Below are 26,324 nucleotides of genomic sequence, written 5' to 3'. Positions count from 1 at the left end.
AGCGGCCGGATGACCGCGACCGCTAGCCTGGACGCGTGAGTGAACTGCGTTCTGTATGGGGTATCGGTCTGGCGACGAGCGCGAACGGGACGGTGCTCGACACCTGGTTCCCCTCGCCCCGTCTGGGTGAGGCGGATGAGGCCGCGGACAGCACGGTGCGGGAGGACCTGCAGCCGCTGGTCGGGCCGGACGGCCGCCGCCGGGTGACCCGCGAGATCGTGGCGCTGCGGATCGACCTCGACGCGGCACCCGTGTCCACCTCCGACGCGTACCTGCGGTTGCACGCCCTGTCGCACCGCCTCGTCCGGCCGAACGAGGTGAACCTGGACGGCATCTTCGGGCATCTGCCGAACGTCGCCTGGACCAATGCCGGCCCGGTGCACCCCGACGACGCCGTCACCCTGCGCCCCTGGCTGGCGCAGGCCGGAATCCAGGTGCAGAGCCTGGACAAGTTCCCCCGCCTGCTCGATTACGTGACCCCCCAGGGCGTGCGGATCGCGGATGCCTCGCGGGTGCGCCTGGGCGCGTACCTCTCCCCCGGCACCACCGTGATGCACGAGGGCTTCGTGAACTTCAACGCCGGGACGCTCGGAGCATCCATGGTGGAGGGCCGCATCTCCCAGGGCGTGGTGGTCGGTGACGGCAGCGACATCGGCGGCGGGGCGTCCATCATGGGCACCCTCTCCGGCGGCGGGAGCCACCGGGTCTCCATCGGAGCCCGCACGCTGCTGGGCGCGAACGCGGGGATCGGCATCTCCCTCGGTGACGACTGCGTCGTCGAGGCCGGGCTGTACGTCACGGCGGGGACGAAGGTGGTCCTGGCCGATGAGGCCCCCACCGCCGACGGGACGCGTCCGGTCGTCAAGGGGGCCGCGCTCTCCGGCCGGGACGGGGTGCTGTTCCGGCGGAACTCGCTCTCCGGCGCCGTCGAGGCGGTCGGCCGCTCGGGAGTCGGCGTCACCCTCAACGAGGCGCTGCACGCATGAGTGCATCCCTGCCCAAGAAGCGCTACGAGGCCGAACTGGCACGGCTGCAGGCACAGCTCGTCGACATGCAGGCCTGGGTGCAGGCGACCGGCGCCCGCATCGTGGTGATCTTCGAGGGCAGGGACGCCGCCGGCAAGGGATCGACGATCAAGCGCGTCTCCGAGTACCTGAACCCCCGGGTCACGCGCATCGTCGCCCTCCCCACTCCGACGGAGCGCGAACGCACCCAGTGGTACTTCCAGCGCTACATCGCGCACCTCCCCGCCGCAGGGGAGATCGTCCTGATGGACCGGTCCTGGTACAACCGGGCAGGGGTCGAGCACGTCATGGGCTACTGCACCCCGGATCAGTACCACCGGTTCCTGCATCAGGCGCCGATCTTCGAGCGGATGCTGGTGGAAGAGGGCATCATCCTGCTGAAGTACTGGTTCTCGGTCTCCGACGTGGAGCAGGAGAAGCGATTCCAGTCCCGTGCCGAGGACCCCATGCGGCGGTGGAAGCTCAGCCCGAACGACGTGCTCTCCATCACCAAATGGGAGGACTACTCCCGCGCGAAGGACGCGATGATCCTGCACACGGACATCCCGGAGGCCCCGTGGTACGAGGTGGACAACGAGGACAAGCGCCGCGGGCGGATCAACATGATCCACCATCTCCTGGACCGCATCCCCTGGGAGCCCGTGTCCAGGGAGGACATCGAGATCCCGTCCCGCCCCGCCTCCGGCGGGTACACGCGTCCTCCGCGCGACGACGACGGCCTCGTGCCGGATCACGTCGCCGGTCTCTGACCGGGTCGCGTCCGCCGCGGGTGCGCCGCGGGTGCGCCGCGGGTGCGCCGCGGCGGCGGTTCAGAACAGCAGCGCCAGCAGGAAGCTCCAGGCGCAGATGAACGCCAGCATGCCCAGGCTGTAGCCGATCGCCGAACGGAGGATCTCCCCCTCGCGCCCGGCGAGTCCGACCGCGCCGGCGGCGATCGCGATGGACTGGGGCGAGACGACCTTGGCCGTGGTGCCGCCGGCGGTGTTCCCGGCCACGAGCAGAGCCGGGTCGACGCCGATGCGCTCGGCCGTCGCCACCTGGAGCGGGCCGAACAGGGTGTTGTTGTTCACGACGGAGCCGGTGAGGAACACGCCGATCCAGCCGATGATGGGCGCGAGCAGCGGGAAGACCGGACCGGTCGCGGCCAGGGCCGCGCCCATCGAGGCGGAGCCCCCGGAGTAGTTCGCGATGTTCGCGAGCATGAGGATCAGCGCGATGAGCACGAGCGCCTGCCACAGCTCGGCGAGTGTGCGCCACAGTTCGTGGAACAGGTCGCGCAGGTGCAGGGCGGACGTCGTCAGGAACGACACGATCACCGCCAGGAGGATGGCCGTGCCGGTCGCGTTCAGCGGTGTGAGGCTGAACGCGGCGCTGACCACGTCACCGTTCTCGTAGCCGACCTCCCCCGCGAGTCCGGGAATGGGCCAGGTGAAGACCGTGCCGGAGAGTGGCCCCGTGGTGAACAGCTCCTTGAACGCGGGGATCGACCAGATCAGGATGAACGCGGTCAGGATGTAGAACGGGCTCCAGGCCGACACGATCGCGCCCAGCGAATGGCGCTCGACGACCGGCGCCTCCGCCCCGTCCTCGCGGAAGATACGGCGGGGCTGCCACACCCGTCCCAGCAGGAACACCGCGACCATCGCCCCGAGGCCCGCGCCGACGTCGGCCAGTTCCGGTCCGAGGAACCAGAGCACACCGGCCTGGATCCCGCTGAAGACCACCGTGACGACCAGGGTGGCCGGCCACGTCTCGCGCAACCCCCGCCATCCGTCGAGGATCAGCACCAGGAGGAAGGGGATCAGCAGCGTCAACGGCTGCAGCAGCACCACGAGCGCCCGGGAGAGCTCGGAGACGTCGATGCCGGTCACCTGCGCCCCGACGATCACCGGGATGCCGATCGCCCCGTACGCCCCCGCTCCCGCGTTCGCCACCAGTGAGAGCATCGCCGCCTTGACCGGACGGAACCCCAGTTGGACCAGCAGAGCCGCACAGATGGCGATCGGCACGCCGAACCCGGCCGCCCCCTCGAGGAAGGCGCCGAAGGAGAAGCTGATCAGCAGCACCTGGATGCGCTGGTCCGAGGAGATGCCGCCGATCGACGCGCGGATGACGGCGAAGCGGCCGCTCACGACGGCCAGGCGGTAGAGCCACACGGCCATGACGATGATGTACGCGATCGGCCAGATCGCGGTCAGCAGCCCCAGCAGTCCTGCTCCGGCGGCGGCGGGAGCCGGCATCCCGAAGACGAGCACCGCGACCAGCACCTCCGCCACCAGCGCGATGGCAGCCGCGACGATGCCTTTGAGCTTCAGCACCACGAGCCCGATCAGGAAGACCAGGATCGGGACGGCGGCGGTCAGCGCCGACAACAGTCCGTTACCCAGCGGGTCGGTGGTCTGGATCCACATCCGGTCTCCCCTCGCCAGTCGGCCCTCACACGTTAGGGGACGAGCGGCTCCGGCGACAGGGTCTTCCGGATAACAACGACGATGAGGGGCCCGGGCGTGTGCCCGGGCCCCTCATCGTCGTCGTGCGGCGGTGGTCAGCCGGCGCCGGGGTAGTTGCGCTCCGGAGCGCCCGTGTACAGCTGCTGCGGGCGGCCGATCTTCGTCTGCGGGTCGGTGTTCATCTCGCGCCAGTGCGCCAGCCAGCCGGGCAGACGGCCGATCGCGAACAGCACGGTGAACATCCGCGTCGGGAAGCCCATGGCCTTGTAGATCACGCCGGTGTAGAAGTCGACGTTCGGGTAGAGACGACGCTCCTTGAAGTAATCGTCGTTGAGCGCGATCTCCTCGAGCTCCTTCGCCAGGTCGAGGAGCGGGTCGCTCACGCCGAGCTCGGCGAGCACCTCGTCCGCGGACTCCTTGACGAGCTTGGCGCGCGGGTCGTAGTTCTTGTAGACGCGGTGCCCGAAGCCCATGAGCTTCACGCCGTCTTCCTTGTTCTTCACGCGCTCGACGAAGCGCTGCACGCTCTCGCCGGAGTCCCGCATGCGACCGAGCATCTCCAGCACGGCCTCGTTCGCACCGCCGTGCAGGGGGCCGGAGAGGGCGTTGATGCCGGCGGAGATGGAGGAGAACAGGTTGGCGCCGGTCGAGCCGACCAGACGCACGGTCGAGGTGGACGCGTTCTGCTCGTGGTCCTCGTGCAGGATGAGCAGACGCTCGAGGGCACGGGACATGACCGGGCTGATCTCGTACTCCTCGCTGAGCACGCCGAAGTTGAGCTTCAGGAAGTTGTCGACGAAGCTCAGGGAGTTGTCCGGGTAGAGGAACGCCTGACCGACGCTCTTCTTGTGCGCGTAGGCCGCGATGACGGGCAGCTTCGCCAGCATCCGGATGGTGTTGAGCTCGACGTGCTCGGGGTTGTGCGGGTCCGAGTGCGACTCGTAATAGGTCGAGAGCGCCGCGGTGGCCGCCGACAGCACCGACATCGGGTGGGCGGTGTGCGGCAGCGCGGAGAAGAAGCGCTTGAGGTCCTCGTGCAGCAGGGTGTGCCGGCGGATGCGGGTGTCGAAGTCGGCGAGCTCCGATGCGCTCGGCAGTTCGCCGTAGATCAGGAGCCAGGCGATCTCGAGGTAGGTCGAGTTCTTGGCGAGCTGCTCGATCGGGTAGCCGCGGTAGCGCAGGATGCCCTGGTCGCCGTCGATGTACGTGATCGCGGACTTGGTGGCGGCCGTGTTGACGAAGCCGTAGTCCAGCGAGGTGTGACCGGTCTGTCTGGTCAGCGAAGAGATGTCGATGGCAGGAGCGCCGTCCGTGGCGCGGAGCACAGCGAATTCGGCTGTGCGATCCCCGACGGTCAGAGTTGCTTTGTCCTGCGGCGAGCCGGCATCGCTCACGGCGCCTCCTTGCGATCGATAATCGTCGGGGTTCCGACCGCCGATGGCGGTCCTTCCGGCGCGCCTGATCAGCATCACCGGTCGAATACAGCCTAGCGGCGGCCGGGGCCTACAGTGGTCGCCGCTAAAGGAAGCCGAATTCGAGTGGAGATATCCTACGAAGCGGTCCGCAGTCGCACTGCCGCTGCGGCGATGCGCTCGTCGCTCGCGGTCAGCGACAGGCGGATGTGCCGCGTGTGGAACGGTCCGTAGAAGTGGCCGGGACCGGACAGGATGCCCAGCTCCGCCAGGCGCGCGACGCTCGTCCACGCATCCTCGTCGCGGGTGGCCCAGAGGTACAGTCCGGCCTCGCTGCGGTCGATGCGGAACCCGTAGGCCTCCACGGCCGGGCGGAGGACAGCACGGCGGCGCGCGTACCGTTCCTTCTGCTCCTGCACGTGCCGGTCGTCTCCGAGTGCCGCCGTCATGGCTGCCTGCACGGGCGCCGGCAGCATCAGCCCGAGGTGTTTGCGGGCCGTCAGCAGCCGCGCCACGATGTCCCGATCACCGGCGAGGAAGGCGGCGCGGTAACCGGCGAGGTTCGACTGCTTGCTCAGCGAGTACACCGAGAGCACTCCCGCCGGGTCGCCCCCGGTGACGGCCGGGTCGAGCACGGACGGGATGGGACGCGCGTCCCACGGAGCCTCCCAGCCGAGTTCCGCATAGCACTCGTCCCCGACGAGCACCGCACCGAGCTGACGTGCCCGTTCGCGGGCGCGTCGCAGTTCCGGCACATCCCACACGCGTCCGTCCGGGTTGCCCGGGGAGTTGATCCAGACCAGACGGGTCCCCTCCGGCCAGTCCTCCGGGTCGTCCGCCGCGACGGGGGTGGCGTCGACGAGACGCGCACCGACCTCGTACGTGGGATACGCCGCACGCGGATGAACCACGACGTCGCCCGGCCCGAGACCCAGCAGGAGCGGCAGCAGGGCCACCAGTTCCTTGGAACCGATCGTCGGCAGCACGTGGGCGGGGCTCAGACCGGTGACCCCCCGTCTGCGCGAGAACCAGTCGACGATCGCCTCTCGGAGCGGCGGGGTGCCGAGGGTCGCCGGATAGGCGTGCGCGTCCGTCGCGGCCGCGAGGGCCGCCGCGATCAGGGGCGGAGTCGGGTCGACGGGCGAACCGATCGAGAGGTCGACGATGCCGTCGGGGTGGGACCGGGCGGTCTCCGCGTACGGGGCGACGGCGTCCCAGGGATACTCGGCGAGGTCTGCGACACCCATCTCAGCGGATGCTCATTCGCCCTGCGGCGGGAGTGCCGCGATGAGCGGGTGATCCTTGTGGATCACACCCACCTTCGCCGCCCCACCGGGCGAGCCCACGTCGTCGAAGAACTCGACGTTGGCCTTGTAGTAGTCCTGCCATTCGTCCGGCAGGTCGTCCTCGTAGTAGATCGCCTCGACCGGGCACACCGGTTCGCATGCACCGCAGTCGACGCACTCGTCGGGGTGGATGTAGAGGGAGCGTTCCCCCTCGTAGATGCAGTCGACGGGGCACTCATCGATGCAGGCGCGATCCTTGACATCGACGCACGGAAGAGCGATCACATACGTCACGGCAACAGTCTAGTTCGACTCGGAACGGGCTCGGCGTACACCGCTCAGGTCCGGCCACGCCACCACGAGCGCGGTGAGCACGGGGGCGCTCGCCATCCAGGTCAGGGCGAGGCCCTCGTTGGCCACCGTGAACAGCACGGACCCGCCCGGGGACGGCAGGGAGAAGAAGTACGTGGCCAGCATGATGCCGCCGCCTCCGGCGAGGGCGGCCCAGCGGTCACCGGTGAGCAGCCGGAGTGCGATCACCAGTGCGCCCGCGCCGATGACGCCCAGGATCAGCCCGACGGGCACCACGCCGAGGAAGGAGGCGTGCGCGAGCGAACCGGCCGCGCCGTAGACGAGGCCGACGACGAGGGCGATGGCCCAGGCTGCGAGACGGGAGGAACGGGAACCCACCAGCGGATTCTACGCGGTCATCTCATGCAGCCCATCCGAGCAGCCGCAGGAGCGCCGCGACCAGGGCGGCGGCGACCACCACGACGAGGAAAGGGGCCCGGAGGGCGAGCAGCACCCCGGCGGCGAGGAGGGCCGGCACGCGGGCGTCGACGGTGACCGCCTGACCGACGCCGAGCGCCTGGACGGCGACGAGCGCGCCCAGCAGCGCCACCGTCAGGAGATCGGAGATCCGCGCCGGTCGCGGTGCGGACAGGAGCGACGCCGGCAGCAGGTAGCCCACCGTCTTCAGCGCGACGCACACGATGGCGGCCAGGAGGACGGCCGTCCAGAGCGTCATGCGGCTCCCCCACCCGATACGGCGTCGCGCCGTCCGAGCCAGTTGAACCAGCCCACCACGATCGCCACCAGCGCCGCGATGAGGACGGGCAGCCCCGGCATCAGGGCGGGCGTCAGCACGGTCGCCACGACCGCCGCGGCCACCCCCACGGCGATCGCCTGGCGTCCGCGCAGCCGCGGCCACAGGAGGGCGAGGAAGGCGGCGGCCGCCGCGGCATCCAGCCCGTAGGCGCGCGGGTCCCCGAGGACGTCGCCGAGGAGCGCACCGAGCAGCGTCGAGAGGTTCCACCCCACGTAGATGCCGATACCGGTGACCCAGAACCCCCACGCCCGGGACCGTGGCGTGGGCTGCGCGAGCGCCACGGCAGTCGACTCATCGATCGTGAACATGGCCGCCGCGGCCTTGCGCCGGAAACCGCCGCCGACCACGGGCGACATCCGCATGCCGTAGGCGACGTTGCGCACGCCGAGGAGCGCCGCCGAGGCGATCGCCGCGGGCGCAGCGGCGAGTCCCCCGGAGGCGATCACCCCGACGAACGCGAACTGGGAGCCACCGGTGAACATCAGCAGACTCAGCACGCAGGTCTGCCAGATGTCCAGGCCCGAGGCGACGCCGAGTGCGCCGAAGGAGATGCCGTAGGCACTGGTCGCGAGCGCCACGGCCAGCCCCTGACGGACGGCACGCCGGTGCTCCGGATCCGGCCCGCGTCCCATCCTCCGAGGATATAGCGATCCGCCGCCCTCCCCCGCGAGGTGGGAGCGGACGGCGGATGCGCTACGGCCGGAGCCGAGGATCAGACGTTGGCGTCCTGGCGCTTGAGACGTGCCGTGGCGCGGCCGCGCTCGGTCGCGTCGAGGACGACCTTGCGGATGCGGACGACCTCGGGGGTGACCTCGACGCACTCGTCCTCGCGGGCGAACTCGAGGCTCTCCTCCAGCGACAGCTGCCGGGGCGGCGTCATCGACTCGAACGTGTCGGAGCTCGCTGCACGCATGTTCGTGAGCTTCTTCTCCTTGGTGATGTTCACGTCCATGTCGTCGGCGCGCGAGTTCTCGCCGATCACCATGCCCTCGTAGACCTCCTGCGTCGGCTGCACGAAGAACGACATGCGCTCCTGCAGGGCGATCATCGCGAAGGGGGTCACGACACCGGAACGGTCCGCGACGATGGATCCGTTCTGGCGGGTCACGATCGAGCCCGCCCAGGGCTCGTAGCCGTGCGAGATCGCGTTGGCGATACCGGTGCCACGGGTGGTCGTGAGGAACTCGGTACGGAAACCGATCAGGCCGCGCGAGGGGACGACGAACTCCATGCGCACCCAGCCGGTGCCGTGGTTCGTCATGTTGTCCATCCGGCCCTTCCGGGCGGCGAGGAGCTGCGTGATCGCACCGAGGTACTCCTCGGGGACGTCGATGGTGAGGTGCTCGAAGGGCTCGTACACCTTGCCGTCGATCTTCTTCGTGACCACCTGGGGCTTCCCGACGGTCAGCTCGAAGCCCTCACGACGCATGTTCTCGACCAGGATGGCGAGGGCGAGCTCGCCGCGACCCTGAACCTCCCACGCGTCGGGGCGTCCGATGTCGACGACCTTGAGCGAGACGTTTCCGATGAGCTCCCGGTCGAGGCGGTCCTTGACCATGCGGGCGGTGAGCTTGTGCCCCTTCACCTTGCCGACGAGCGGAGACGTGTTGGTGCCGATGGTCATCGAGATCGCGGGGTCGTCGACGTGGATCATCGGCAACGGACGGACGTCCTCCGGGTCGGCGATGGTCTCGCCGATCGTGATGTCCTCGAAGCCGGCGATCGCGACGATGTCACCGGGTCCGGCTTCTTCCGCGGGGTAGCGCTCGAGCGCACGGGTCTTCAGCAGTTCCGTGATGCGGGCGTTCTGGTGGGTGCCGTCGGCACGGACCCAGGCGACGGTCTGGCCCTTCTTCAGCGTGCCGTTGAAGACACGCAGGAGCGCGAGACGGCCGAGGAACGGGCTCGAGTCGAGGTTCGTGACCCAGGCCTGCAGCGGGGCGTCGTCGTCGTACGACGGTGCCGGCACGTGCTGGAGGATCGCCTCGAACAACGGCTCGAGGTCGTCGTTGTCGGGGAGCGAGCCGTCGGCGGGACGGTTGCGCGACGCCGCGCCCGCACGACCGCTGGCGTAGACGACGGGGACGTCGAGCAGCGCGTCGACGTCGAGGTCGGGGACATCGTCCTGAAGGTCGGAGGCGAGACCCAGCAGCAGATCCTGGCTCTCCTCCTCGACGGCGGCGATGCGCGCGTCGGGACGGTCGGTCTTGTTGACCAGCAGGATGACGGGCAGCTTCGCCTCGAGGGCCTTGCGCAGCACGAAACGGGTCTGCGGGAGCGGGCCCTCGCTCGCGTCGACGAGCAGGACCACGCCGTCGACCATGGACAGGCCGCGCTCGACCTCGCCGCCGAAGTCGGCGTGACCGGGGGTGTCGATCACGTTGATCGTGACCGGCACGTCGGAGTGCTTGCCGTTGTAGGTGATCGCCGTGTTCTTGGCGAGGATCGTGATGCCCTTCTCACGTTCCAGGTCGCTCGAGTCCATGGCGCGTTCTTCCATGTGCTCGTGCGAGCCGAACGACCCCGTCTGGCGCAGCATGGCGTCAACCAGGGTGGTCTTGCCATGATCAACGTGAGCGACGATCGCGACGTTTCGCAGATCGGAGCGGAGGGCGCGCGCCATACGGGGATTCCTTGCAGTGGAGGTTTTTTCCGGGATTCCGGACGGTCCACCCTACCGCAGGCGGCTGCGAGCACCCCGAGAGGACCCGATCGGGGTCCTCCCGGGTCCGTCCGCACGCACGGCAGCGGGCCCGGTGGATCGCTCCCCCGGGCCCGCTGCCGCCGTCTCGGACGGCCTACTTCATCCATCCCACGTTCTCGACGGGCTGCAGCCCGAACAGGTCGAGACCGGTGTAGGTCTCGGGCGTGAGGTTGGCGAGACCCTCCGTCGCCGCGGCGATCCACGGTCCGGCGTACAGGGGCAGGATGCCCCAGGTCTCGGCCATGATCTCCGACTCCAGCGCGATGCCGGCGGCGGTCTGCTCGTCCTGGGTGGGCAGCGCCGCGACCTCCGTCGCGATCCGCTCGTCGATCTCCGCGGTGCCGGTGCTGGACAGGTTCAGCCCGCTGTCGGAGCAGTAGAGCTGGCACATGTAGGCGACGCCGTACGGGTCGCTCGAGGAGAACCCGAGCATCACGAGATCCCAGTTCTTCGTGGTGAGGTCGCTGGAGAAGTCCTGCGACGGGCGGATGTCGATCTCGAGGTCGAGTCCGATCTCGGCCAGCTGCGACTGGACGACACGGGCACGCGCCTCGGTGATGGGATCGTCGCCGAACACCGGCAGCACGCCCGCGAGGCGGACGCCGTCCTTCTCCCGGACGTCGTCGTCACCCGCGACCCAGCCGGCGTCGTCCAGGAGCGCGTTGGCCGCATCCACGTCGTAGGACCAGCCCGCCTCGGTCAGCGCGTCCTCGTAGCCGTCCTGGAAGGGGAACAGCAGCAGCGAGCCGGAGTCGGGCTCGGTGTAGTTGAGGTTGTTCCACACGACGTCCTTGATCTGATCGCGGTTGATCGCCCTGAAGATCGCCTCGCGCACCTCCAGCTCGGAGAACTGCGGCTTCGTCGCGTCGATCTCGAGCAGGTTCGTCGAGGTGCGCTGCGAACGGTAGATCTCGATGCCGTCCATGTCCTCGACCTGTGCGAGGTTGTCGGCGGTCAGGTTGTCGGCGTAGTCGATCTCGCCGGCACGGAAGGCGTTGAGCATGGCCGTGTCGTCGAGCTGGCGGAACGTCACCGTCTCGAGAAGCGGAGCGTCGCCCCACCAGTTCTCGTTCGGCACGAAGGAGACCGTCCCGCCGTTCGCGTCGAACTCGTCGATCGTGAACGGCCCGGCGCCCCACTCGGGGTGCGGGTCGCCGAGGTAGCCCTCGTTGAAGATCTCCGGGGTGTTCACCGCGGGGTGCAGGATGTGCCAGAAGAGGCCGTCCGTCCAGGGATAGACCTGCGAGAAGGTCACGACCGCCTGGCGCTCGTCGTCGCCCTGGACGACGGACTCGATGAGCGAGTACCCGTCGGTGGTGTTGGGCACGTAGCCCTCGTCGATGGACCGGTTGGCGATCCAGGTCTGTTCGTAGGACTTCCATGTCATCGGCGTGCCGTCGTTCCACACGGCCTCCGGGTTGATCGTGTACGTGACCACGGTCTTGCCGTCGACTTCCTCCGTCGTCCAGTCGGTGAGGTAGTTCGGGTTCGCCGAGACCTCCCCCTCGGGGGACATGAGGATCGTCTGGGGGTTGTACCACTCCCAGATCCGGGCCGTGTCCACCGACCCGTCGGAGTGGTTGACGTTCAGCTGCGGGGTGATCTCGCTGATCGGGAAGGTGACGTCGCCGCCCTCCTGCAGGTCTTCCCTGGCCTGCGGGTTGTAGTCGGCACCCTCGATCGTGGTGGCCTCTCCACCTTCGCCGCCGCCGTCGGACGCGCCTCCGCCGCCACCGCCCGCGCATGCGGTGAGCGCGAGGGCGAGCACGGCTCCGCCGGCGAACAGCCCGACGATCTTTCGTTGCACTCTCATGGAGTGCTCCTTTCTCTCATGGTGTTGCTGTTCAGGGTCTGCGGCTGCCGGTAGTGGCAGGCGTTGGCGTGATCCGGGGAGGTGGCGACGAGGGCGGGGCGATCCTCGCGACACCGCACCCGGCGGGACTCGTCGAGCTCCTGATAGAGCGGGCATCGGGAGACGAAGGGGCAGCCGGGCGGGTCCTCGGTGGGGCTCGGCAGATCTCCGGTGAGCACGATCCGCTCGCGCGAGCGCTCCTTCTCGGGGTCCGGGATCGGGATCGCCGACAGTAGCGCCTGCGTGTACGGATGCTGGGGGTCGTCGAAGATGCCGTCCACATCCCCGTACTCCACGAAGGTGCCGAGGTACATCACTGCGACCCGGTCCGCGATGTGGCGGACGACCGAGAGGTCGTGGGCGACGAACAGGTAGGAGATGCCGAGCTTCATCTTCAGCTCGTCGAGCAGGTTGATCACACCCGCCTGGATCGACACGTCCAGCGCGGACACCGGCTCGTCGAGTACGACGACCCGGGGATTGGTCGCGAGTGCGCGGGCGATGCCGATGCGCTGGCGCTGCCCACCGGAGAAGGCCGAGGGGAACCGGTCGCTGTGCGCCGGGTCGAGGCCCACGAGTGCCATCAGTTCGTCGACGCGCTCGTCTACCTCGTGTCGCGGCGTGCCGATGGCCCGCAAGGGTTCGCCGATGATGTCGGCGACGGTCATGCGCGGGTCCAGCGAGCCGATCGGGTCCTGGAAGACGATCTGGATGTCCCTCCGGACGTCGCGGACGTCCTTGCCCCGCGAGATGTCCGAGACGCTGCGGCCGCCGAGCCGGATGTCGCCGTTCTCCTGGGGGACGAGATCCATGATCTCGAGCAGCGTGGTGGTCTTGCCCGACCCGGACTCGCCGACGATCGCCAGGGTCTCGCCCTCCCGGATGTCGAAGCTCACACCCCGCACCGCGTGCACGTCCCCCACCCGACGCTTGAACAGGGAGCCCTTCAGCAGCGGGAACGTCTTCTGGAGGTTGTCGACCTCGAGCGTGATGGGACGAGCCTCCCGGGGGATGCGGACCAGCTCGCTCTCGGGGATCACCGGCGGCAGGAACACCGGTGCCCCGTCGATCCGGCGGTTCGAGATCTCGTCCGCCCGGATGCACGCGGCGCGGTGCGCTCCCCCGCCGGTGGACACCGGGAGCAGCGCCGGTTCGGTCTGCCAGCAGGCGTCCACCCAGATCGGGCAACGCGGCGCGAACGGGCAGCGCTCGGGCACGTCGATGAGCATCGGCGGGTTGCCCTCGATGGGGATGAGCGGCGCCTTCTCCGACTTGTCGATGCGCGGGATGGCTCCGAGCAGGCCGATCGTGTACGGCATCCGCGGCTCGGCGAAGAGCTCGCCGACCACGGCCTGCTCGACCGGCTTGCCCGCGTACATGACGATCACGTCGTCAGCGGTGCCCGCGACGACCCCCATGTCGTGGGTGATCATGATGACCGCAGCGCCCGTCTCCTCCTTGGCCGTGCCGATGAGATCGAGGATCTGCGCCTGGATGGTCACGTCCAGCGCCGTCGTCGGCTCGTCCGCGATGATCAGCCGGGGATTGTTCGCCATCGCGATCGCGATGACGACGCGCTGGCGCATACCGCCGGAGAACTCGTGCGGGAACGCCTTGAGCCGGCGTGCGGGATGCGGGATGCCGACGAGCGTGAGCAGTTCCACCGCCCGCGCCTGCGCCGCACGGCGCGAGATCCGGTTGTGCGTCTGCAGCGCCTCGACGATCTGATCGCCGATCGTGAAGACCGGGGTGAGCGAGGTCAGCGGATCCTGGAAGATCATCGCCATCCCGTTCCCGCGGATCTGCGACATCTGCCGATCGGTCTTCCCGATCAGCTCCTCGCCGTCGAAGACGACGGATCCGGTGATGGTCGCGTTGTCGTCGAGCAGACCCATGACGGCGAGCGAGGTGACCGACTTTCCCGAGCCGGACTCGCCCACGATCCCGAGCGTGCGCCCGGGCAGGAGGTCGAAGGAGACTCCGCGCACGGCGTCTACCCGGCCGGCCTCGGAGGGGAAGCTGACGTTGAGGTCGCGAACGGACAGGACGGGGACGGTCATGCGCGTCCTCCCGCCGCGGAGGTCGGATCCAGCGCGTCGCGCAGTCCATCCGCGACGAGGGCCATCGACACGGTCAGCAGGGTGAGTGCGGCCGCGGGGAAGGCGAACAGCCACGGGGAGCTCGTGATCGTCGCGGAGCCGACGCCGATGAGCGAGCCGAGGGAGACATCGGGCGCCTTGACCCCGAACCCGAGGAAGGAGAGCCCGGTCTCCGCCTGCACCGCCGCGACGACACCCAGGGTGAAGTTGATGATCAGCAGCGACCCGATGTTCGGCAGCATGTGGCGCAGCACGATCCGGAACCCGCCGACGCCCATGTACCGCGCGGCGGCGATGTACTCGCGCTCACGGATCGACAGCGACAGCGTCCAGATCGTGCGTGCGGTGAAGAACCAGCTGACGAAGATCAGCATCACGGCGATGATGCGCCAGTCCCCGCCGGAGTCGTTGGAGATCATCGCCAGGACGAGGAAGGTCGGCACGACCATCAGGAAGTGGATCACGAGCAGCGCGAGCCGCTCGTACCAGCCGCCGAAGTACGCGGCCGTCGTCCCCACCAGAGCCGCCAGCACCGTCGTGCCGAGCGACACGGTCAGGGCGATCATGAGGGAGCGCTGCAACCCCACGACGACCTGGGCGTACAGGTCGTTCCCGGCGTTGTTCGTACCGAACCAGTGCTCGGCGGAGGGCGCGTCGCTCAGCGCGAGGAAGTCCAGCTCGACGTGGTCGTACTGCTGCGTGAACGGCCCGAGCAGGGCGAAGAGCACGATCAGTACGAAGACCACGGCCCCGGCGACCGCCGTGCGGTTCCGCGCGAAGCGGCGGCCGTACAGTTGCACCTTCGACAAGCGCTTGCGACGGGCGCGCGGCTCGTCCGGCTCGAGGGGCAGGTTGTCGCCGTGCTCGAGGGGATCGACCATCTCGGCTATGGACATCAGCTGACTCGCACTCTGGGATCGAGGATGACGACGGCGATGTCGGCCAGCAGTGCGCCGATCGCCGTCATGACAGCGCCGAAGGCCGCGATCGCGACCGTTCCGTACACGTCGTTCGTGGACAGGGTCTGGGTGAAGTACTGCCCCATGCCGCGCCATCCGAAGATGGACTCCGTCAGGATCGCGCCGGTGAAGATCGCCGGGACGGAGAAGGCGACCTGGGTGGTCACCGGGATGAGCGAGGTGCGCAGGGCGTGCCGGCGGATCGCCTGCTGCTTGGTCAGGCCCTTGGCCCGCGCCATCCGCACGTAGTCGGCCTTGATGTTGTCGAGCAGGAGCGAGCGCTGCAGGAAGTGGATCCCGGCGTATCCGACGAGCACGAGGGCGAGGGTGGGCAGGATCAGATGCTGGAGCGAGTCGACGAGGACGTTGAAGAACCCGCTCACGCCCGGGCTCGCGGCCCCGGTCACGTAGAAGATCCGCGCACCGAGCGCGCCGTTCACGCTGATGGCCATCAGCACGATGGCGAGCGCCGCCACCACGATGGGGACGTTGAGGGTGATGATCGAGGTCGCCGTGCCGATCCGGTCGGCGAGCTTGTACTGGCGAGATGCGGTGTAGACGCCCAGGGCTATACCGAGGACCGTGGTGATGACGGTGGCTCCGAGCACGAGTTCCGCACTGACCCAGATGCGGTAGGAGATCTGCTCGTTGATCGACTGGCCGACCGGGCTCACACCCCAGTCCCATCGCGTCACGATCCCGGAGAGCCACGTCCACCAGCGTTCGATGAGAGGCGTGGCGTCACTGAGGTTGCGCGGCGTGAGGAGCGCCTGGATCTGCGGTTCGCTGAGCGGCGGCCGTCGACCGACGTAGTTGCTGCGCGGGTCCAGGTACGCCCAGGCGAGGAAGAAGACGAGGTTCGTCGCGACGAAGATCATCGCCAGCCAGCCGGCCGTGCGGCGGGCGAGGTACTTGATCACGCGATCGTCCGGTGCAGGACGGGAACGGTCATCGGCGCGACTTCCGGGCGCGCAAGGACAGGGGGCACAACGTCATCGTGTGGGGCCTTCGGGGGGTGGGGGGGATGTGGCACCGGCGTCGCGGGACGCCGATACTGCCACGTTCCGTTCACCCGATCGGTGCGACCCTAGTCCTCCGGATCATCGTCGATCGGCGGGGGAACGTACAGTTTCCACGAACGTAACACTGCGGGCCCATTCCGCAAAGTGTTCGTCACATCCTGTGGATAACTCGCATTACGCTGAGCCGGACCCCGATACGATGACCGTTGCGACAACCGCGCCCAGAACGAGGACGAGCAGCGCGAGGAGCGCCGGGAGGTCCCAGCTGCGCGCGACGGGTCCCGCCGCCGCGTCCCCGTCGAGCGCCCGTTCCCAGTCCGCCCGGATCAGATCGAGGTCCCGGAGGGCGTTCGGCATCCGGTTCCCGTCGTCCCGTCCGGGCAGCCGACGCGAGCGTCCCGAGACCGGGCCGCCGAAGCACGTCACCCGACTGCCGTCCTTGGTCGTGACGATGAGCTGGTAGCGCAGGACGATGTCGTCCACCGCGCCCCAGGGCACGCGGGTGCGCCGCAGGAAGTTCTGCACCGTGATCCCGGACACGTCCGTCGTCACGGCGGAGGCGAAGAGCAGGACGTACACGGCCCAGAGCAGGAGCAGCACCCACGGGGCCAGCAGCAGCGTCGAGCCGATGCCGGCACGCACGAAGGCGTCTCCGAGGAGGGATGCCGCGACGACCGCCGAGATGATCACCCCGGCGGTCGCCGACGACGACCGATAGACCTTCCGCGTCAGAGCGCGCCTCCGAGCGGGATGGAGGCACCCGGGATGGCGTCCAGCAGACGCCGGGTGTACTGCTGGGACGGATTCGCGAAGATCTCGTCGACGGTCCCCTGCTCCACGATCCGGCCCCGCTCCATGACGGCGACCAGGTCGGCCACCACGCGGACGACCGCGAGGTCGTGCGTGATGAACAGGTACGTCAAGTCGAGCTCCGCCTGCAGCTCGGCGAGCAGCTGCAGGATCTGGTCCTGGACGAGCACGTCCAGGGCCGAGACCGCTTCGTCGAGAACGACGATGTCGGGCTTGAGCGCGAGCGCGCGGGCGATCGCGACGCGCTGGCGCTGGCCGCCGGAGAGTTCGTTCGGGTACCGCGTGGACAGCTCCTGCGGCAGCGAGACCTGGTCCAGCAGCTCGCGGACACGCGCCCGGCGGGATGACTGGTCGCCCACCTTGTGGATGTTCAGCGGCTCGGCGATCGTGTTCCCGATGTTGCGCATCGGGTCGAGAGAACCGTACGGGTCCTGGAACACCGGCTGCATCCGCCGGCGCAGCGCGAAGGCGTCCCGGTTGGACAGCTTGGCGATGTCCGTCCCGTCGATCTCGATGGAACCGGACGTCGGCTCCTCGAGCTTGAGCACCATCTTGGCGACGGTGGACTTGCCCGATCCGGACTCGCCCACGAGCGCGAGCGTCTTCCCCCGCGGGATCTCGAACGAGACCGCGTCGACGGCACGGAACGGCTCGCTGCGGAACCCGCCCTGGCGGATCTTGTACTCCTTGACGAGGTCCGTCACGCGGACGGTCGGAGCAAGACCGGCGAGGTCGTCCACCGTCTCGATGCCGCGCCGTTCGGCGCCCGCCTGGATGCGCTGGGACGCGATCGAGGGCGCTGCCGCGACGAGTCGCTGCGTGTACGGGTGCACCGGGTTCTGCAGGATCTCGCGGCTCGGCCCCGCCTCCACGATCTCGCCCTGCTGCATGACGATGATCTTCGACGCACGCTCGGCCGCAAGGCCGAGGTCGTGCGTGATCAGCAGCACGGCGGTGCCGCGCTCACGGGTGAGCGAGGCCATGTGATCGAGGATCACCCGCTGCACGGTCACGTCGAGAGCCGAGGTCGGCTCGTCGGCGATCAGGAGCTTGGGGTCGGCCGCCAGTCCGATGCCGATCAGGGCGCGCTGCCGCATCCCGCCGGAGAACTGGTGCGGGTACTGATGCAGACGCTTCTCGGCGTCGGCGAGACCGGCCTGCTTCAGCACCTCGATGGCGCGGGCGTTCACGTCCTGCCGGCCCGAGGCGATCCCGTTCGCCCGGATGGCTTCCTTGACCTGGAAGCCGATGCTCCACACCGGGTTCAGGTTGGACATGGGGTCCTGCGGGACGTACCCGATGTCCTGCCCGCGCACCTTCTCCATCTGACCGGGGGTCAGCTCGGTCAGTTCGCGCCCGTCGAGGGTGATGCTGCCGGAGGTGACGTGACCGGTCCCGGGGAGGAGGTTCACGACCGCGGAGGCGGTGGTGGACTTGCCCGATCCGGACTCCCCCACGATGGCGACGGTCTCGCCGGGGAAGACGTCCAGGTTCACTCCGTGCAGGACCTCACGGCTGCCCTCCTGCGTGTCGAAGGCGACACGCAGGTTGCGGATGCTCAGCAGCGGCTGTGCGGCGGTGCCACTCATCGGCGTGCCCTCGCTCTCGGGTCGAGGGCGTCACGGATGAGTTCGCCCAGCAGGATGAACGCGAGGACCGTGATGGTCAGCGCGATCGACGGGTAGATGAGGGCCATCGGCGCGACGCGCAGGGACTGCTGCGCCTGGCTGATGTCCGCCCCCCAGGACATGGTGCTCGATCCGAGACCCACGCCCAGGAACGCCAGGGTCGCCTCGGCGACGATCGCGGCGGCCAGGCTGAGGGTGGAGACCACCAGCAGCGGGGCGATGGCATTCGGGATGACGTGCGAGAGCAGGGTCTGGAAGCGCGACTGCCCGAGGGCACGCGATGCCGTCACGAAGTCCGCCTGTCTGACCCGGAGTACCTCGGCTCGCACGACGCGGGCGGTCGAGGCCCACGCGAAGCCACCGATGGCCAGGGCCAGAGTGAAGACGTTCCGGTAGTTCGCGAACACGCTCATCACGACCACGGCGGCCAGGATGTAGGGGATCGCGAAGAACATGTCGCCGATGCGGGAGAGCACCGAGTCCAGCCATCCGCCGTAGAAACCGGCGAGGGCGCCCATGATCAGTCCGATCGTGGAACCGATGAGGGTGGCCATCAGACCGACGGCCAGCGACGTGCGCGTGCCCCAGACGATGCGGGCCCAGATGTCGCAGCCCTGGAACGTGTAGCCGAGCGGGTGCCCGGCGGCCGGGCCCCCGTTGCTGTTCGCGAGCTGGCAGTCGCTGTTGGGCGGGGTGAGGGTGAACAGCGTCGGGAAGACCGCCATGAGCAGCACGACGAACACGATGAGCACCGACAACCAGAACGTCGGGCGCTTGCGGAGGTCGCGCCAGGCGTCGCCCCAGAGGCTCGCCGGCTTGGCGTCCACCTTGACGGCGTCGACCGTGACGACGGCCTCCTTGACGGGGGCGACGAAGTGCGTGGGCAGTTCGGAATTACTTGACATAGCGGATCCTCGGGTCGAGCAGACCGTAGAGCAGGTCGATGACCAGGTTGACCAGCACGTACAGGATGACGAACACGGTGACGAACGACACGATGGTCGGGCCTTCGTGACGCAGTGTCGCCTGGAAGAGGGTGTTGCCCACCCCCGGCACGTTGAAGATCGCCTCCGTCACCGTGGCGCCGACCAGCAGCACGCCGAAGTTCGTGGCGGAGTTCGTGATCACCGGGATGAGGGAGTTTCGCAGCACGTGCACCGGGATGACCCGTCGCCGGGACAGGCCCTTGCTGTAGGCGGTGCGCACCCAGTCCTGGTTGAGCGTGTCGATGACCGAGCCGCGCATGAGCCGCATACTCGTCGCGTAGAGACTGACGCCGAGGACGAGGGCCGGGAGCCACAGATCGCCCCAGTCGTTCTGGGACCCCACCGTGGGCTTGAACCAGCCCAGCTGGATCGCCAGGAAGTACTGCGCCAGGAAGGCGAGGACGAAGATCGGGATGGCGACGAACACCAGCGAGATCACGAGCGACACGTTGTCGAAGATCTTGCCCTTACGCAGCGCCGAGACGGTACCGATGATGATCGACAGCACGAACTCGATCGCGATCGCCATGACGGCGAGGCGCCCGGTGACCGGCAGCGTGCGCCCCAGGACGTCGTTGACCGACTGACCCGAGAACGTGACGCCCATGTCGCCCTGGAAGATGCCCAGGAGGTAGTAGAAGTACTGGACGATGAACGGCTGGTCCAGGTGGTACTGCGCCTCGAGCGCTGCCAGGATCGCCGGGCTCGGGGTCTTGTCGCCGAACAGGCCGAGGATGGGGTTGCCGGGCATGGCGAACACCAGGAAATAGATGAGCAGCGTCGACCCCAGGAAAACGGGGATCAACTGCAGGATGCGTCTGAGGATGTATCCGAGCATCCTCACTCCCTCCGATTACGGGATCCCTCCACGCGTTGGCGCGGGCGGGTATCCGTTGAGAGCATCGTGCCGTGTGTTCGACGCGGACGCGAGCTTTACATGGACAAGCCGCGAGGCGGTGACTGATCGTCACCGCCTCGCGGGTGCGATACTTCGGGATCAGCCCTTGGTGATCGCGTAGTAGAGCGGAACCGAGTTCCAGCCGAACTCGACGTTGTCGACGGTGTCGGCGAAGCCGCCGTTGACGTTCGAGTACCAGAGCGGGGTGGCCGGGAGGTCCTGCAGCAGGATCTCCTGAGCCGCCTGGAACTTGGCGTTCGCGTCACCGAGATCGGTGCTCGAGATGCCCTCGTTCAGCAGCGTGTCGAACTCGGGGTTCGAGTAGTCACCGTCGTTCGAGCCCGCGTTGGTCGCGTAGAGCGGTCCCAGGAAGTTGTACAGACCCGGGTAGTCGGCCTGCCATCCGGTGCGGAACGCGGTCTGGATGACGTCGGTCGTGACGTCGGTGCGCAGCGAGGCGAAGTCGACGTACGGGGCTCCGGACGCGTCGATGCCGAGCGTGTTCTTGATCGAGTTCGTGACCGCGTCGACCCAGGACTGGTGTCCACCGTCGGAGTTGTACGCGATCTGGAACGAACCGGTCCACGGCGAGATGGCGTCGGCCTGGGCCCACAGCTCCTTCGCCTTCTCCGGGTCGTACTCCAGGACCTCGGCACCGGTCAGGTCGTCCGACCAGCCGGCGATGACCGGGGAGGTGAAGTCGCTGGCGGGGGTGCGGGTGCCCTGGAAGATCGTCTCGGTGATCTCCGGACGGTTGATGGCCATCGACAGCGCCTGACGACGCAGCTGACCCTCTTCACCCGAGAAGTGCGCGAGGCGCTCCGGGATGGTGAAGGACTGGAAGATCGCGGCCGGCTGGTTCACGGCACGCTCGCCGAGGTCCGACTCGTAGGTCGCCAGTGCGGAGTCCGGGATGGCGTCGAGGACGTCCAGGTTGCCGGCGAGCAGGTCGGCGTACGCCGCATCCTGCGAGGCGTAGAAGATGATGTCGAGCCCGGCGTTCTGCGCTTCACGGCCGCCGGTGTAGTCCTCGTTCTTGACGAGGTTGATCTCGACGTCGTGCTTCCAGGCGTCGTCGGAGGCCAGCTTGTACGGGCCGTTACCGATGGGGCTCTCGCCGAACGCGTCCATGTCCTCGAACGCGACGTCGGGCAGCGGGTAGAAGGCGGAGTAGCCGAGACGCAGCGCGAAGTCCGACGCCGGCTTGTTCAGCGCGATCGTGAACGTGTATTCATCGATCTGCTCGAGGCCGGTGAGCTCCGAGTCCTCGTCCCAGCTGAAGCCCTCGATGTCCTCGAAGAAGTAGCTGGAGAGCTGCTCGTTCGACAGCAGCGCGCCGTAGTTCCACGCGTTGATGAAGTTGTCGGCAGTGACCTCTTCGCCGTTCGTGAACTTCTGGCCCTCCTTGAGGGTGACCTTGAGGTTCTGCGGGTCGACGACCTCGATCTCTTCGGCGACGTCGTTGACGGGCTCGCCCTCGGCGTCGTAGTAGATGAGGCCGGCGAAGATCTCATCGATGATCTTTCCGCCACCGGTCTCGTTGGTGTTGGTGGGGATCAACGGGTTCTGCGGCTCGGAACCGTTGGCCGTGATGACCGCGCCGGCGTCGCCGGTCGGTTCGGCGGACCCGCCGCTCGCGCAACCGGCGAGAGCAAGAGCCCCCACGCCGGCGAGCGCGACGCTCGAGAGAGCGATTTTGCTGCGCTTCACTATTCCTCCTGTGCAAGGGGTGGTGCGAGCATGACGAGACGAGTCGTCGTCATGTCGCGGATACGAGAACGATAGGCTCGCGATTCGCCATGGTCAAAACGGTTGATGGAATAGTTACATACCTTTTATGCCGGGCGGGCCACATCGAGCACATTGCTCAGGATCGGCGCCGACACGCTGCTCATCGCTCTGAAACCGAGTCCCAACGCGCCGGATACCCGGTCCCGCCAGCAGCGGGCAGGGCGGCCGCACCCGCGCCTCCCGCGAGCGACCAGGCCGGGTAACCGCGCAGGACCGCATCGGCGGTGGACGACGCGGGAACCCCTTCGACCGCATCCGACCACACGGTGAGCACCGGCAGATCGAACAGCGGGACGGTCCAGGCCTGGTCCGCGACGGCCGCGTCGAGCTCGGCGAGCAGCTCGGCACGCCGGGTCTCATCCCGCTCCGCGCCGAGCGCCGAAACCAGGGCATCCACCCGGTCGTCGGACCAGCCGTAGGCGTTCTGCGCGGCGGCGGTGTGGAATCCGGCGGCCAGGGCGATCGGCGCGGAGGGGTCGGCATCCCAGGCGAAGACCGCCGCGTCGTAGTCCTCGGGCCGATCGGTGAGCACCGTGGTCCACTCCGAGCGCACGACCGCCTCGACCGTGATGCCGGCCTCGGCCGCGGAGTCGGCGATGGTCTCCGCCGCCGCCGCACGGCGCGGGTCACCGGACGGCACCAGAATCCGCACGACGGGGTCGACCACCTTGGCGTCCGCCAGGAGACGCACGGCTCGGTCGATGTCCGGTTCCCCCGTGCGCAACGGGTCGGCCGGATCCGCGCGGTCGGATGCCGCGCCGGCCGTGTCGTCGGCGTCCTCTCCCGCATCGGGCGCCACCGGCGACGGCGCGCGGACCGCGGAGTCGCGCGGTTCCGCATCCGGGGCCAGGGGTGCCACGAGTTCGGCCAGCAGCGCGGCGCGGGGGACGGTGGCGAGGAAGGCCTCGCGGACCGCCTGCGCCGTTGCCACGTCGCCGCCGTACGCGGCGGGGTCGAACACGCCTCCCCCGGCGGTCTGCAGGTCGATGTGCTCGAACCCGGTTCCGACGTCGACGGAGTGTCCCCCCGCCCGCGCGGCGATGCCCACCAGCTCCTCCGTGGCCGCGGACGCGGCGATGTCCACCTCGCCCGAGACGACCGCGCGGACGCGCTCCCGCGGATCCGCGACGGCGCGGATGGTGAGGCGCTCGGCCACCGGGGACGGCCCCCAGGCGAAGTCGGTGTTGACGCGCAGGGTCACCTCCGTCCCCTCCTCGTCGATGTCGTCGATGACGTACGGCCCGGTGGTGACGCGGGCGGTCTCGGGCAGATCGCCGTCGAGGGCGTAGTCCTCCCGGAAGGCGCGGGAGACGGGTGCGAGCCAGTCCAGGTCGCCGTCCTGGACGGCGACGAGGAACGCGGACTTCGCCGCCTCGGGGTCTTCCGCCTCACCCGGGCGTCCGAGCATCGTGACGCCGTGCGCGGGTACCGCGGGAACGTCGAAGAGCGTCTCGGCATCCGCCACCGGCGAATCGAAGACCAGGGTGATGCTGCGGCGGTCGGCGCTGATCCTGGGCACCCGGCTGACGAGGTCCAGACCCCAGCCGACCCCGGCGCCGGTCCCCCAGCGCGTCCGCGGCAGGCCGTCGGCGTCCGTACCTCCGCCCGTGCGGTGCGTGGTGCCGGCCGCCCACGCCAGGAGGAGGTCCGCGGCGTCGACCGGTACGCCGTCGGACCATCGCACGTCACGGTTGATCGTGTAGGTCAGGGTGAGCGGGTCCTCGCCGTCTACGTGAACGCGACCGAACTCGGGCTGCGCGACCCTCTCCCCACCCGCATCCTGGCGCCAGAACCCGGCGCCGGTGAGGGCGGCCAGACCCGCGTCGGCGGCGGTGTCCTGTCCGAGGACCGCGGGGTTGAGGGACGTCACGGGGGCGGTCTGGGCGATGGTGAGCTCCGTGCCCGGGACGACCCGGTCGACGTGCTCGGGAACGCAGGCCGCGAGACCCACGGCGAGGGTCGCCGCCAGCACGATCGCCGCTGCTCTCGTGCGCACCCGCATCCGTCCTCCTCGGTACCCCGCTCGCGCGGCCTTCCGTCCGGAAGGCCTCCGACACCCTATGCGCTCCCCCTGAACGATCCCTCGTCCCGCTCGGCCGCCCCATGCGCTATGGCAGGCTGACGGGGTGACGACGTCCGCGCCCCGCCCTTTCGGCGTGTTCGACCCCTCCCCTGTGACCGGGCCAGCCCGCACGCGCGTGCGGTGGGAGATCTGGCTCGTGCTGGCGGTGTCGGTCGGCCAGTCGGCCCTCTACTCGGTGCTGTCGTTCATCCGGACGGTGCAGCGGTCGCTCGAAGAGGGACAGCCGGTCAGCAGCCAGCAGACGCAGCTGAACCCCAGCCGGGACTCCGCGGCCCTCTGGGACGCGCTGTACCAGTTCCTCTCCGTGTTCTTCTCCCTCGCCCTCGTGGCCCTCGTGGTGTACCTGCTCTGGGAGCCGGGCTCCAACGCGCTGCGCCGACTGGGCCTCGACTTCCGCCGATTCGGCGGCGACCTCGGCCGCGGCGTGCTCCTGGTGCTGGTGATCGGCGTGCCGGGGCTCGCCCTGTACGTCGCCGGGCGGCTGCTCGGGATCACTGTGGGGGTCGTCGCCTCGCCGCTCGACGCCGCCTGGTACACCGTTCCGCTCCTCGTGCTCGCGGCGGTGCGGGCGGGACTCATCGAAGAGGTGGTGTTCGTCGGATACCTCTTCGACCGGCTGCGCCGCCTCGGCTGGGGCTGGTGGACGATCATCCTGACCACCGCCGCCCTGCGCGGGGCCTATCACGCGTACCAGGGCATCGGTTCGGTGATCGGCAACGTCGTGATGGGGATCGTGTTCGGCTGGTGCTACCGCCGCTGGGGCCGCGTGATGCCGCTCGTGCTGGCGCACACGATCATCGACGTGCTGGCGTTCGTGGGCTATCCCCTCGCCGCCTCGCTCTTCCCCGACGTGTTCTAGCCCCGTCCCCGGTCTTCTTTCCCGCGAGACTGCATAGCCGGCACGAGACTGCGGCTGGTTACATCCGTCTCGTGGCGTGCGTGCAGTCTCGCGGGTGGGGCGGGCGGGGCGGGCGGGGCGGGGGCGGGGGCGGGGCGGGGCGGATCGTCTCCTGCACAGGCCGGGTGGGGCGGGCCGGCATCCACCGACGAGGGGAACGACACGCGCACGGACCGTCGACCGGCGCAGCATCGGCGAATGCCGCACCCCATCCCGTTGCATCCGCACACCGTCCCCGCGCTGGTCCCGAGCCCCGTGCCGCTCATCGGCCGGGACGACGTGCCGCGCCCCGACCTCGCCCTCCGACGCGGTGAGCTGATCCGCATCCGCCGCGGCGTGTACGCGCCGACCGCTACGTGGGCCGCCACCACGCCGTGGGAGCGTTACCTCACGCGCGTGCACGCGGTCGCCCTGACCGTGCCGGATGCGGTGTTCTCCCACGAGTCCGCGGCCGCCCTCCGCGGACTCCCGATCATCGGCGACCCCGGTGCCGTCCACGTGCTGCGGAGCACTCAGGGCACGTCCCGGGAGAATCGCGGTCTGCGCGTGCACACCTCGGCGGCGCCCGCGGACATCGAGCCCGTGGACGGCCTGCTGCTCACGGGTCTGGCCGAGACGGTCGTCGGCATCGCCCGTCTGCGGCATCCGGCATACGGATTGGCCGTGGCGGATGCCGCGCTGCGCGCCGCGGACACGCTCACGGTCGAGGCGCTCGTCGCGCACAACGAACTGGGCGCCTCGAGCCGTGGCCGTCGGAACGCCCGATGGGCGCTGCACCGGGCGACGGCGCTCGCGGAGACGACGCTCGAGTCGATCAGCCGCGCCGCGATCGAGTGGCTCGGTTTCGAGGATCCGGTCCTGCAGGCGGGGTTCGTCGCGGACGACGGCACGGTGGACCGGGCCGACTTCGCGTGGCCGTCCTGCGCGGTGGTGGGCGAGGCCGACGGAGCGCTCAAGTACGACGGGCGCTACGGCACCCCGGCAGAGGTGGTGCGGCGGGAGAAGCGTCGGGAAGACCGCATCCGGCGCGGCGTGGCCGGCTTCGCGCGCTGGGGTTGGACCGAGCTGCGGGATCCCTGGCAGCTGGATCGGATCCTGCGCGCGGCCGGAGTGCCCTGCGTCCGACCTGCGCAGACGACCCCGCTCTACACGCTGCAGTCGATGCTGGGCGCCCCGCACCGCTGACCCGCACGCCCCCGCTCGTCCCCCGCCCGTCCCCCCGCACCCCTCCCGCGAGACTGCACGCAAACCACGAAACAGACGTAACCAGACGCAGTCTCGTGCTGACTATGCAGTCTCGCGGGAAGAACACG

Annotated in this window: 22 protein-coding genes; 4 read left to right on the top strand and 18 right to left on the bottom strand. The window is 69.1% G+C overall.

The window, feature by feature from the left end; translation table 11 throughout:
• The first annotated feature begins 35 nt into the window (after positions 1-35).
• Positions 36-986 carry a 2,3,4,5-tetrahydropyridine-2,6-dicarboxylate N-succinyltransferase gene (dapD, locus tag F6J84_RS05670; RefSeq protein ID WP_150972097.1) on the top strand — a complete coding sequence of 317 codons (951 nt, stop codon included), beginning with the start codon at positions 36-38 and terminating at the stop codon, positions 984-986.
• Positions 983-1,774, top strand: coding sequence for a polyphosphate kinase 2 (ppk2, locus tag F6J84_RS05665; protein WP_150972094.1), 792 nt, complete (start codon positions 983-985; stop codon positions 1,772-1,774). Before dapD ends, ppk2 begins: the two co-directional genes overlap by 4 nt.
• Positions 1,775-1,834: 60 nt before the next feature.
• Here the strand turns inward: ppk2 and F6J84_RS05660 are convergent, their stop codons facing one another.
• From F6J84_RS05660 to F6J84_RS05575, 18 genes are all read right to left on the bottom strand, one after another.
• A complete protein-coding gene (locus tag F6J84_RS05660; RefSeq protein WP_150972092.1) occupies positions 1,835-3,436 on the bottom strand; it encodes an L-lactate permease in 1,602 nt (533 codons plus the stop codon).
• A 134-nt stretch (positions 3,437-3,570) separates the two neighbouring features.
• Entirely contained in the window at positions 3,571-4,869 is a 1,299-nt protein-coding gene (locus F6J84_RS05655; RefSeq protein WP_150972090.1) for a citrate synthase, read from the bottom strand.
• Between the two features lie 155 nt (positions 4,870-5,024).
• Positions 5,025-6,134 carry a succinyldiaminopimelate transaminase gene (gene dapC / locus F6J84_RS05650; RefSeq protein ID WP_150972088.1) on the bottom strand — a complete coding sequence of 370 codons (1,110 nt, stop codon included), beginning with the start codon at positions 6,132-6,134 and terminating at the stop codon, positions 5,025-5,027.
• 12 nt (positions 6,135-6,146) lie between these two features.
• Entirely contained in the window at positions 6,147-6,467 is a 321-nt protein-coding gene (gene fdxA / locus F6J84_RS05645; protein ID WP_150892132.1) for a ferredoxin, read from the bottom strand.
• Positions 6,468-6,476: 9 nt separating this feature from the next.
• Positions 6,477-6,863: a DUF6113 family protein gene (locus F6J84_RS05640; RefSeq protein ID WP_150972085.1), complete on the bottom strand. Its 387-nt coding sequence runs from the start codon at positions 6,861-6,863 to the stop codon at positions 6,477-6,479.
• A gap of 22 nt (positions 6,864-6,885) precedes the next feature.
• A complete protein-coding gene (locus F6J84_RS05635; protein WP_150892130.1) occupies positions 6,886-7,200 on the bottom strand; it encodes an AzlD domain-containing protein in 315 nt (104 codons plus the stop codon).
• A complete protein-coding gene (locus F6J84_RS05630) occupies positions 7,197-7,913 on the bottom strand; it encodes an AzlC family ABC transporter permease (protein WP_150972082.1) in 717 nt (238 codons plus the stop codon). Before F6J84_RS05630 ends, F6J84_RS05635 begins: the two co-directional genes overlap by 4 nt.
• Positions 7,914-7,993: 80 nt before the next feature.
• The gene (gene typA, locus F6J84_RS05625; RefSeq protein WP_150972080.1) at positions 7,994-9,904 is read right to left on the bottom strand and encodes a translational GTPase TypA; all 1,911 of its coding nucleotides are present in this window, start codon (positions 9,902-9,904) and stop codon (positions 7,994-7,996) included.
• 175 nt (positions 9,905-10,079) lie between these two features.
• Positions 10,080-11,798 (bottom strand): ABC transporter family substrate-binding protein, encoded by a 1,719-nt coding sequence (locus tag F6J84_RS05620; RefSeq protein ID WP_150972077.1) that lies wholly within the window; start codon positions 11,796-11,798, stop codon positions 10,080-10,082.
• Positions 11,795-13,897 carry an ABC transporter ATP-binding protein gene (locus tag F6J84_RS05615; protein WP_150972075.1) on the bottom strand — a complete coding sequence of 701 codons (2,103 nt, stop codon included), beginning with the start codon at positions 13,895-13,897 and terminating at the stop codon, positions 11,795-11,797. The genes F6J84_RS05620 and F6J84_RS05615 overlap by 4 nt, the downstream gene beginning before the upstream one ends.
• Positions 13,894-14,832: an ABC transporter permease gene (locus tag F6J84_RS05610; RefSeq protein ID WP_238702607.1), complete on the bottom strand. Its 939-nt coding sequence runs from the start codon at positions 14,830-14,832 to the stop codon at positions 13,894-13,896. Before F6J84_RS05610 ends, F6J84_RS05615 begins: the two co-directional genes overlap by 4 nt.
• Positions 14,832-15,815: an ABC transporter permease gene (locus F6J84_RS05605; protein WP_150972073.1), complete on the bottom strand. Its 984-nt coding sequence runs from the start codon at positions 15,813-15,815 to the stop codon at positions 14,832-14,834. Before F6J84_RS05605 ends, F6J84_RS05610 begins: the two co-directional genes overlap by 1 nt.
• Positions 15,816-16,091: 276 nt before the next feature.
• Positions 16,092-16,607 (bottom strand): PH domain-containing protein, encoded by a 516-nt coding sequence (locus F6J84_RS05600; protein ID WP_150972070.1) that lies wholly within the window; start codon positions 16,605-16,607, stop codon positions 16,092-16,094.
• Between the two features lie 38 nt (positions 16,608-16,645).
• Complete coding sequence (locus tag F6J84_RS05595; protein WP_150972068.1) at positions 16,646-18,316, bottom strand: dipeptide ABC transporter ATP-binding protein; 1,671 nt, start codon at positions 18,314-18,316, stop codon at positions 16,646-16,648.
• Complete coding sequence (locus tag F6J84_RS05590; protein WP_150972065.1) at positions 18,313-19,260, bottom strand: ABC transporter permease; 948 nt, start codon at positions 19,258-19,260, stop codon at positions 18,313-18,315. Before F6J84_RS05590 ends, F6J84_RS05595 begins: the two co-directional genes overlap by 4 nt.
• Positions 19,250-20,179, bottom strand: coding sequence for an ABC transporter permease (locus F6J84_RS05585; RefSeq protein WP_150892121.1), 930 nt, complete (start codon positions 20,177-20,179; stop codon positions 19,250-19,252). The genes F6J84_RS05590 and F6J84_RS05585 overlap by 11 nt, the downstream gene beginning before the upstream one ends.
• Positions 20,180-20,338: 159 nt before the next feature.
• Positions 20,339-21,949, bottom strand: a complete 1,611-nt coding sequence (locus tag F6J84_RS05580) for a peptide ABC transporter substrate-binding protein (RefSeq protein ID WP_150972063.1) — start codon at positions 21,947-21,949, stop codon at positions 20,339-20,341.
• Between the two features lie 181 nt (positions 21,950-22,130).
• Positions 22,131-24,032 carry an ABC transporter substrate-binding protein gene (locus F6J84_RS05575; protein ID WP_150972061.1) on the bottom strand — a complete coding sequence of 634 codons (1,902 nt, stop codon included), beginning with the start codon at positions 24,030-24,032 and terminating at the stop codon, positions 22,131-22,133.
• Positions 24,033-24,156: 124 nt separating this feature from the next.
• On the opposite strand from F6J84_RS05575, the gene F6J84_RS05570 reads away from it, so the two are divergent.
• Complete coding sequence (locus F6J84_RS05570) at positions 24,157-24,972, top strand: CPBP family intramembrane glutamic endopeptidase (RefSeq protein ID WP_420846177.1); 816 nt, start codon at positions 24,157-24,159, stop codon at positions 24,970-24,972.
• A 237-nt stretch (positions 24,973-25,209) separates the two neighbouring features.
• A complete protein-coding gene (locus F6J84_RS05560; RefSeq protein WP_150972057.1) occupies positions 25,210-26,196 on the top strand; it encodes a hypothetical protein in 987 nt (328 codons plus the stop codon).
• Positions 26,197-26,324: the final 128 nt, after the last annotated feature.

It is taken from the genome of Microbacterium caowuchunii, from assembly GCF_008727755.1.
In the GTDB taxonomy this organism is placed as follows: domain Bacteria; phylum Actinomycetota; class Actinomycetes; order Actinomycetales; family Microbacteriaceae; genus Microbacterium; species Microbacterium caowuchunii.
The sequence above is the reverse complement of the archived record's forward strand: the minus strand, read 5'-3'. Positions and strand labels throughout refer to the sequence as shown.

Excerpts from the sequence above, each read along its gene's own strand:
- F6J84_RS05610 (WP_238702607.1), bottom strand. The coding sequence starts at position 14,832 with ATGTCCATAGCCGAGATGGTCGATCCCCTCGAGCACGGCGACAACCTG.
- F6J84_RS05575 (WP_150972061.1), bottom strand. The coding sequence starts at position 24,032 with ATGCGGGTGCGCACGAGAGCAGCGGCGATCGTGCTGGCGGCGACCCTC.
- ppk2 (WP_150972094.1), top strand. The coding sequence starts at position 983 with ATGAGTGCATCCCTGCCCAAGAAGCGCTACGAGGCCGAACTGGCACGG.
- typA (WP_150972080.1), bottom strand. The coding sequence starts at position 9,904 with ATGGCGCGCGCCCTCCGCTCCGATCTGCGAAACGTCGCGATCGTCGCT.
- F6J84_RS05630 (WP_150972082.1), bottom strand. The coding sequence starts at position 7,913 with ATGGGACGCGGGCCGGATCCGGAGCACCGGCGTGCCGTCCGTCAGGGG.
- dapC (WP_150972088.1), bottom strand. The coding sequence starts at position 6,134 with ATGGGTGTCGCAGACCTCGCCGAGTATCCCTGGGACGCCGTCGCCCCG.
- F6J84_RS05615 (WP_150972075.1), bottom strand. The coding sequence starts at position 13,897 with ATGACCGTCCCCGTCCTGTCCGTTCGCGACCTCAACGTCAGCTTCCCC.
- F6J84_RS05595 (WP_150972068.1), bottom strand. The coding sequence starts at position 18,316 with ATGAGTGGCACCGCCGCACAGCCGCTGCTGAGCATCCGCAACCTGCGT.
- F6J84_RS05560 (WP_150972057.1), top strand. The coding sequence starts at position 25,210 with ATGCCGCACCCCATCCCGTTGCATCCGCACACCGTCCCCGCGCTGGTC.
- F6J84_RS05660 (WP_150972092.1), bottom strand. The coding sequence starts at position 3,436 with ATGTGGATCCAGACCACCGACCCGCTGGGTAACGGACTGTTGTCGGCG.
- F6J84_RS05590 (WP_150972065.1), bottom strand. The coding sequence starts at position 19,260 with ATGTCAAGTAATTCCGAACTGCCCACGCACTTCGTCGCCCCCGTCAAG.
- F6J84_RS05620 (WP_150972077.1), bottom strand. The coding sequence starts at position 11,798 with ATGAGAGTGCAACGAAAGATCGTCGGGCTGTTCGCCGGCGGAGCCGTG.
- F6J84_RS05635 (WP_150892130.1), bottom strand. The coding sequence starts at position 7,200 with ATGACGCTCTGGACGGCCGTCCTCCTGGCCGCCATCGTGTGCGTCGCG.
- F6J84_RS05585 (WP_150892121.1), bottom strand. The coding sequence starts at position 20,179 with ATGCTCGGATACATCCTCAGACGCATCCTGCAGTTGATCCCCGTTTTC.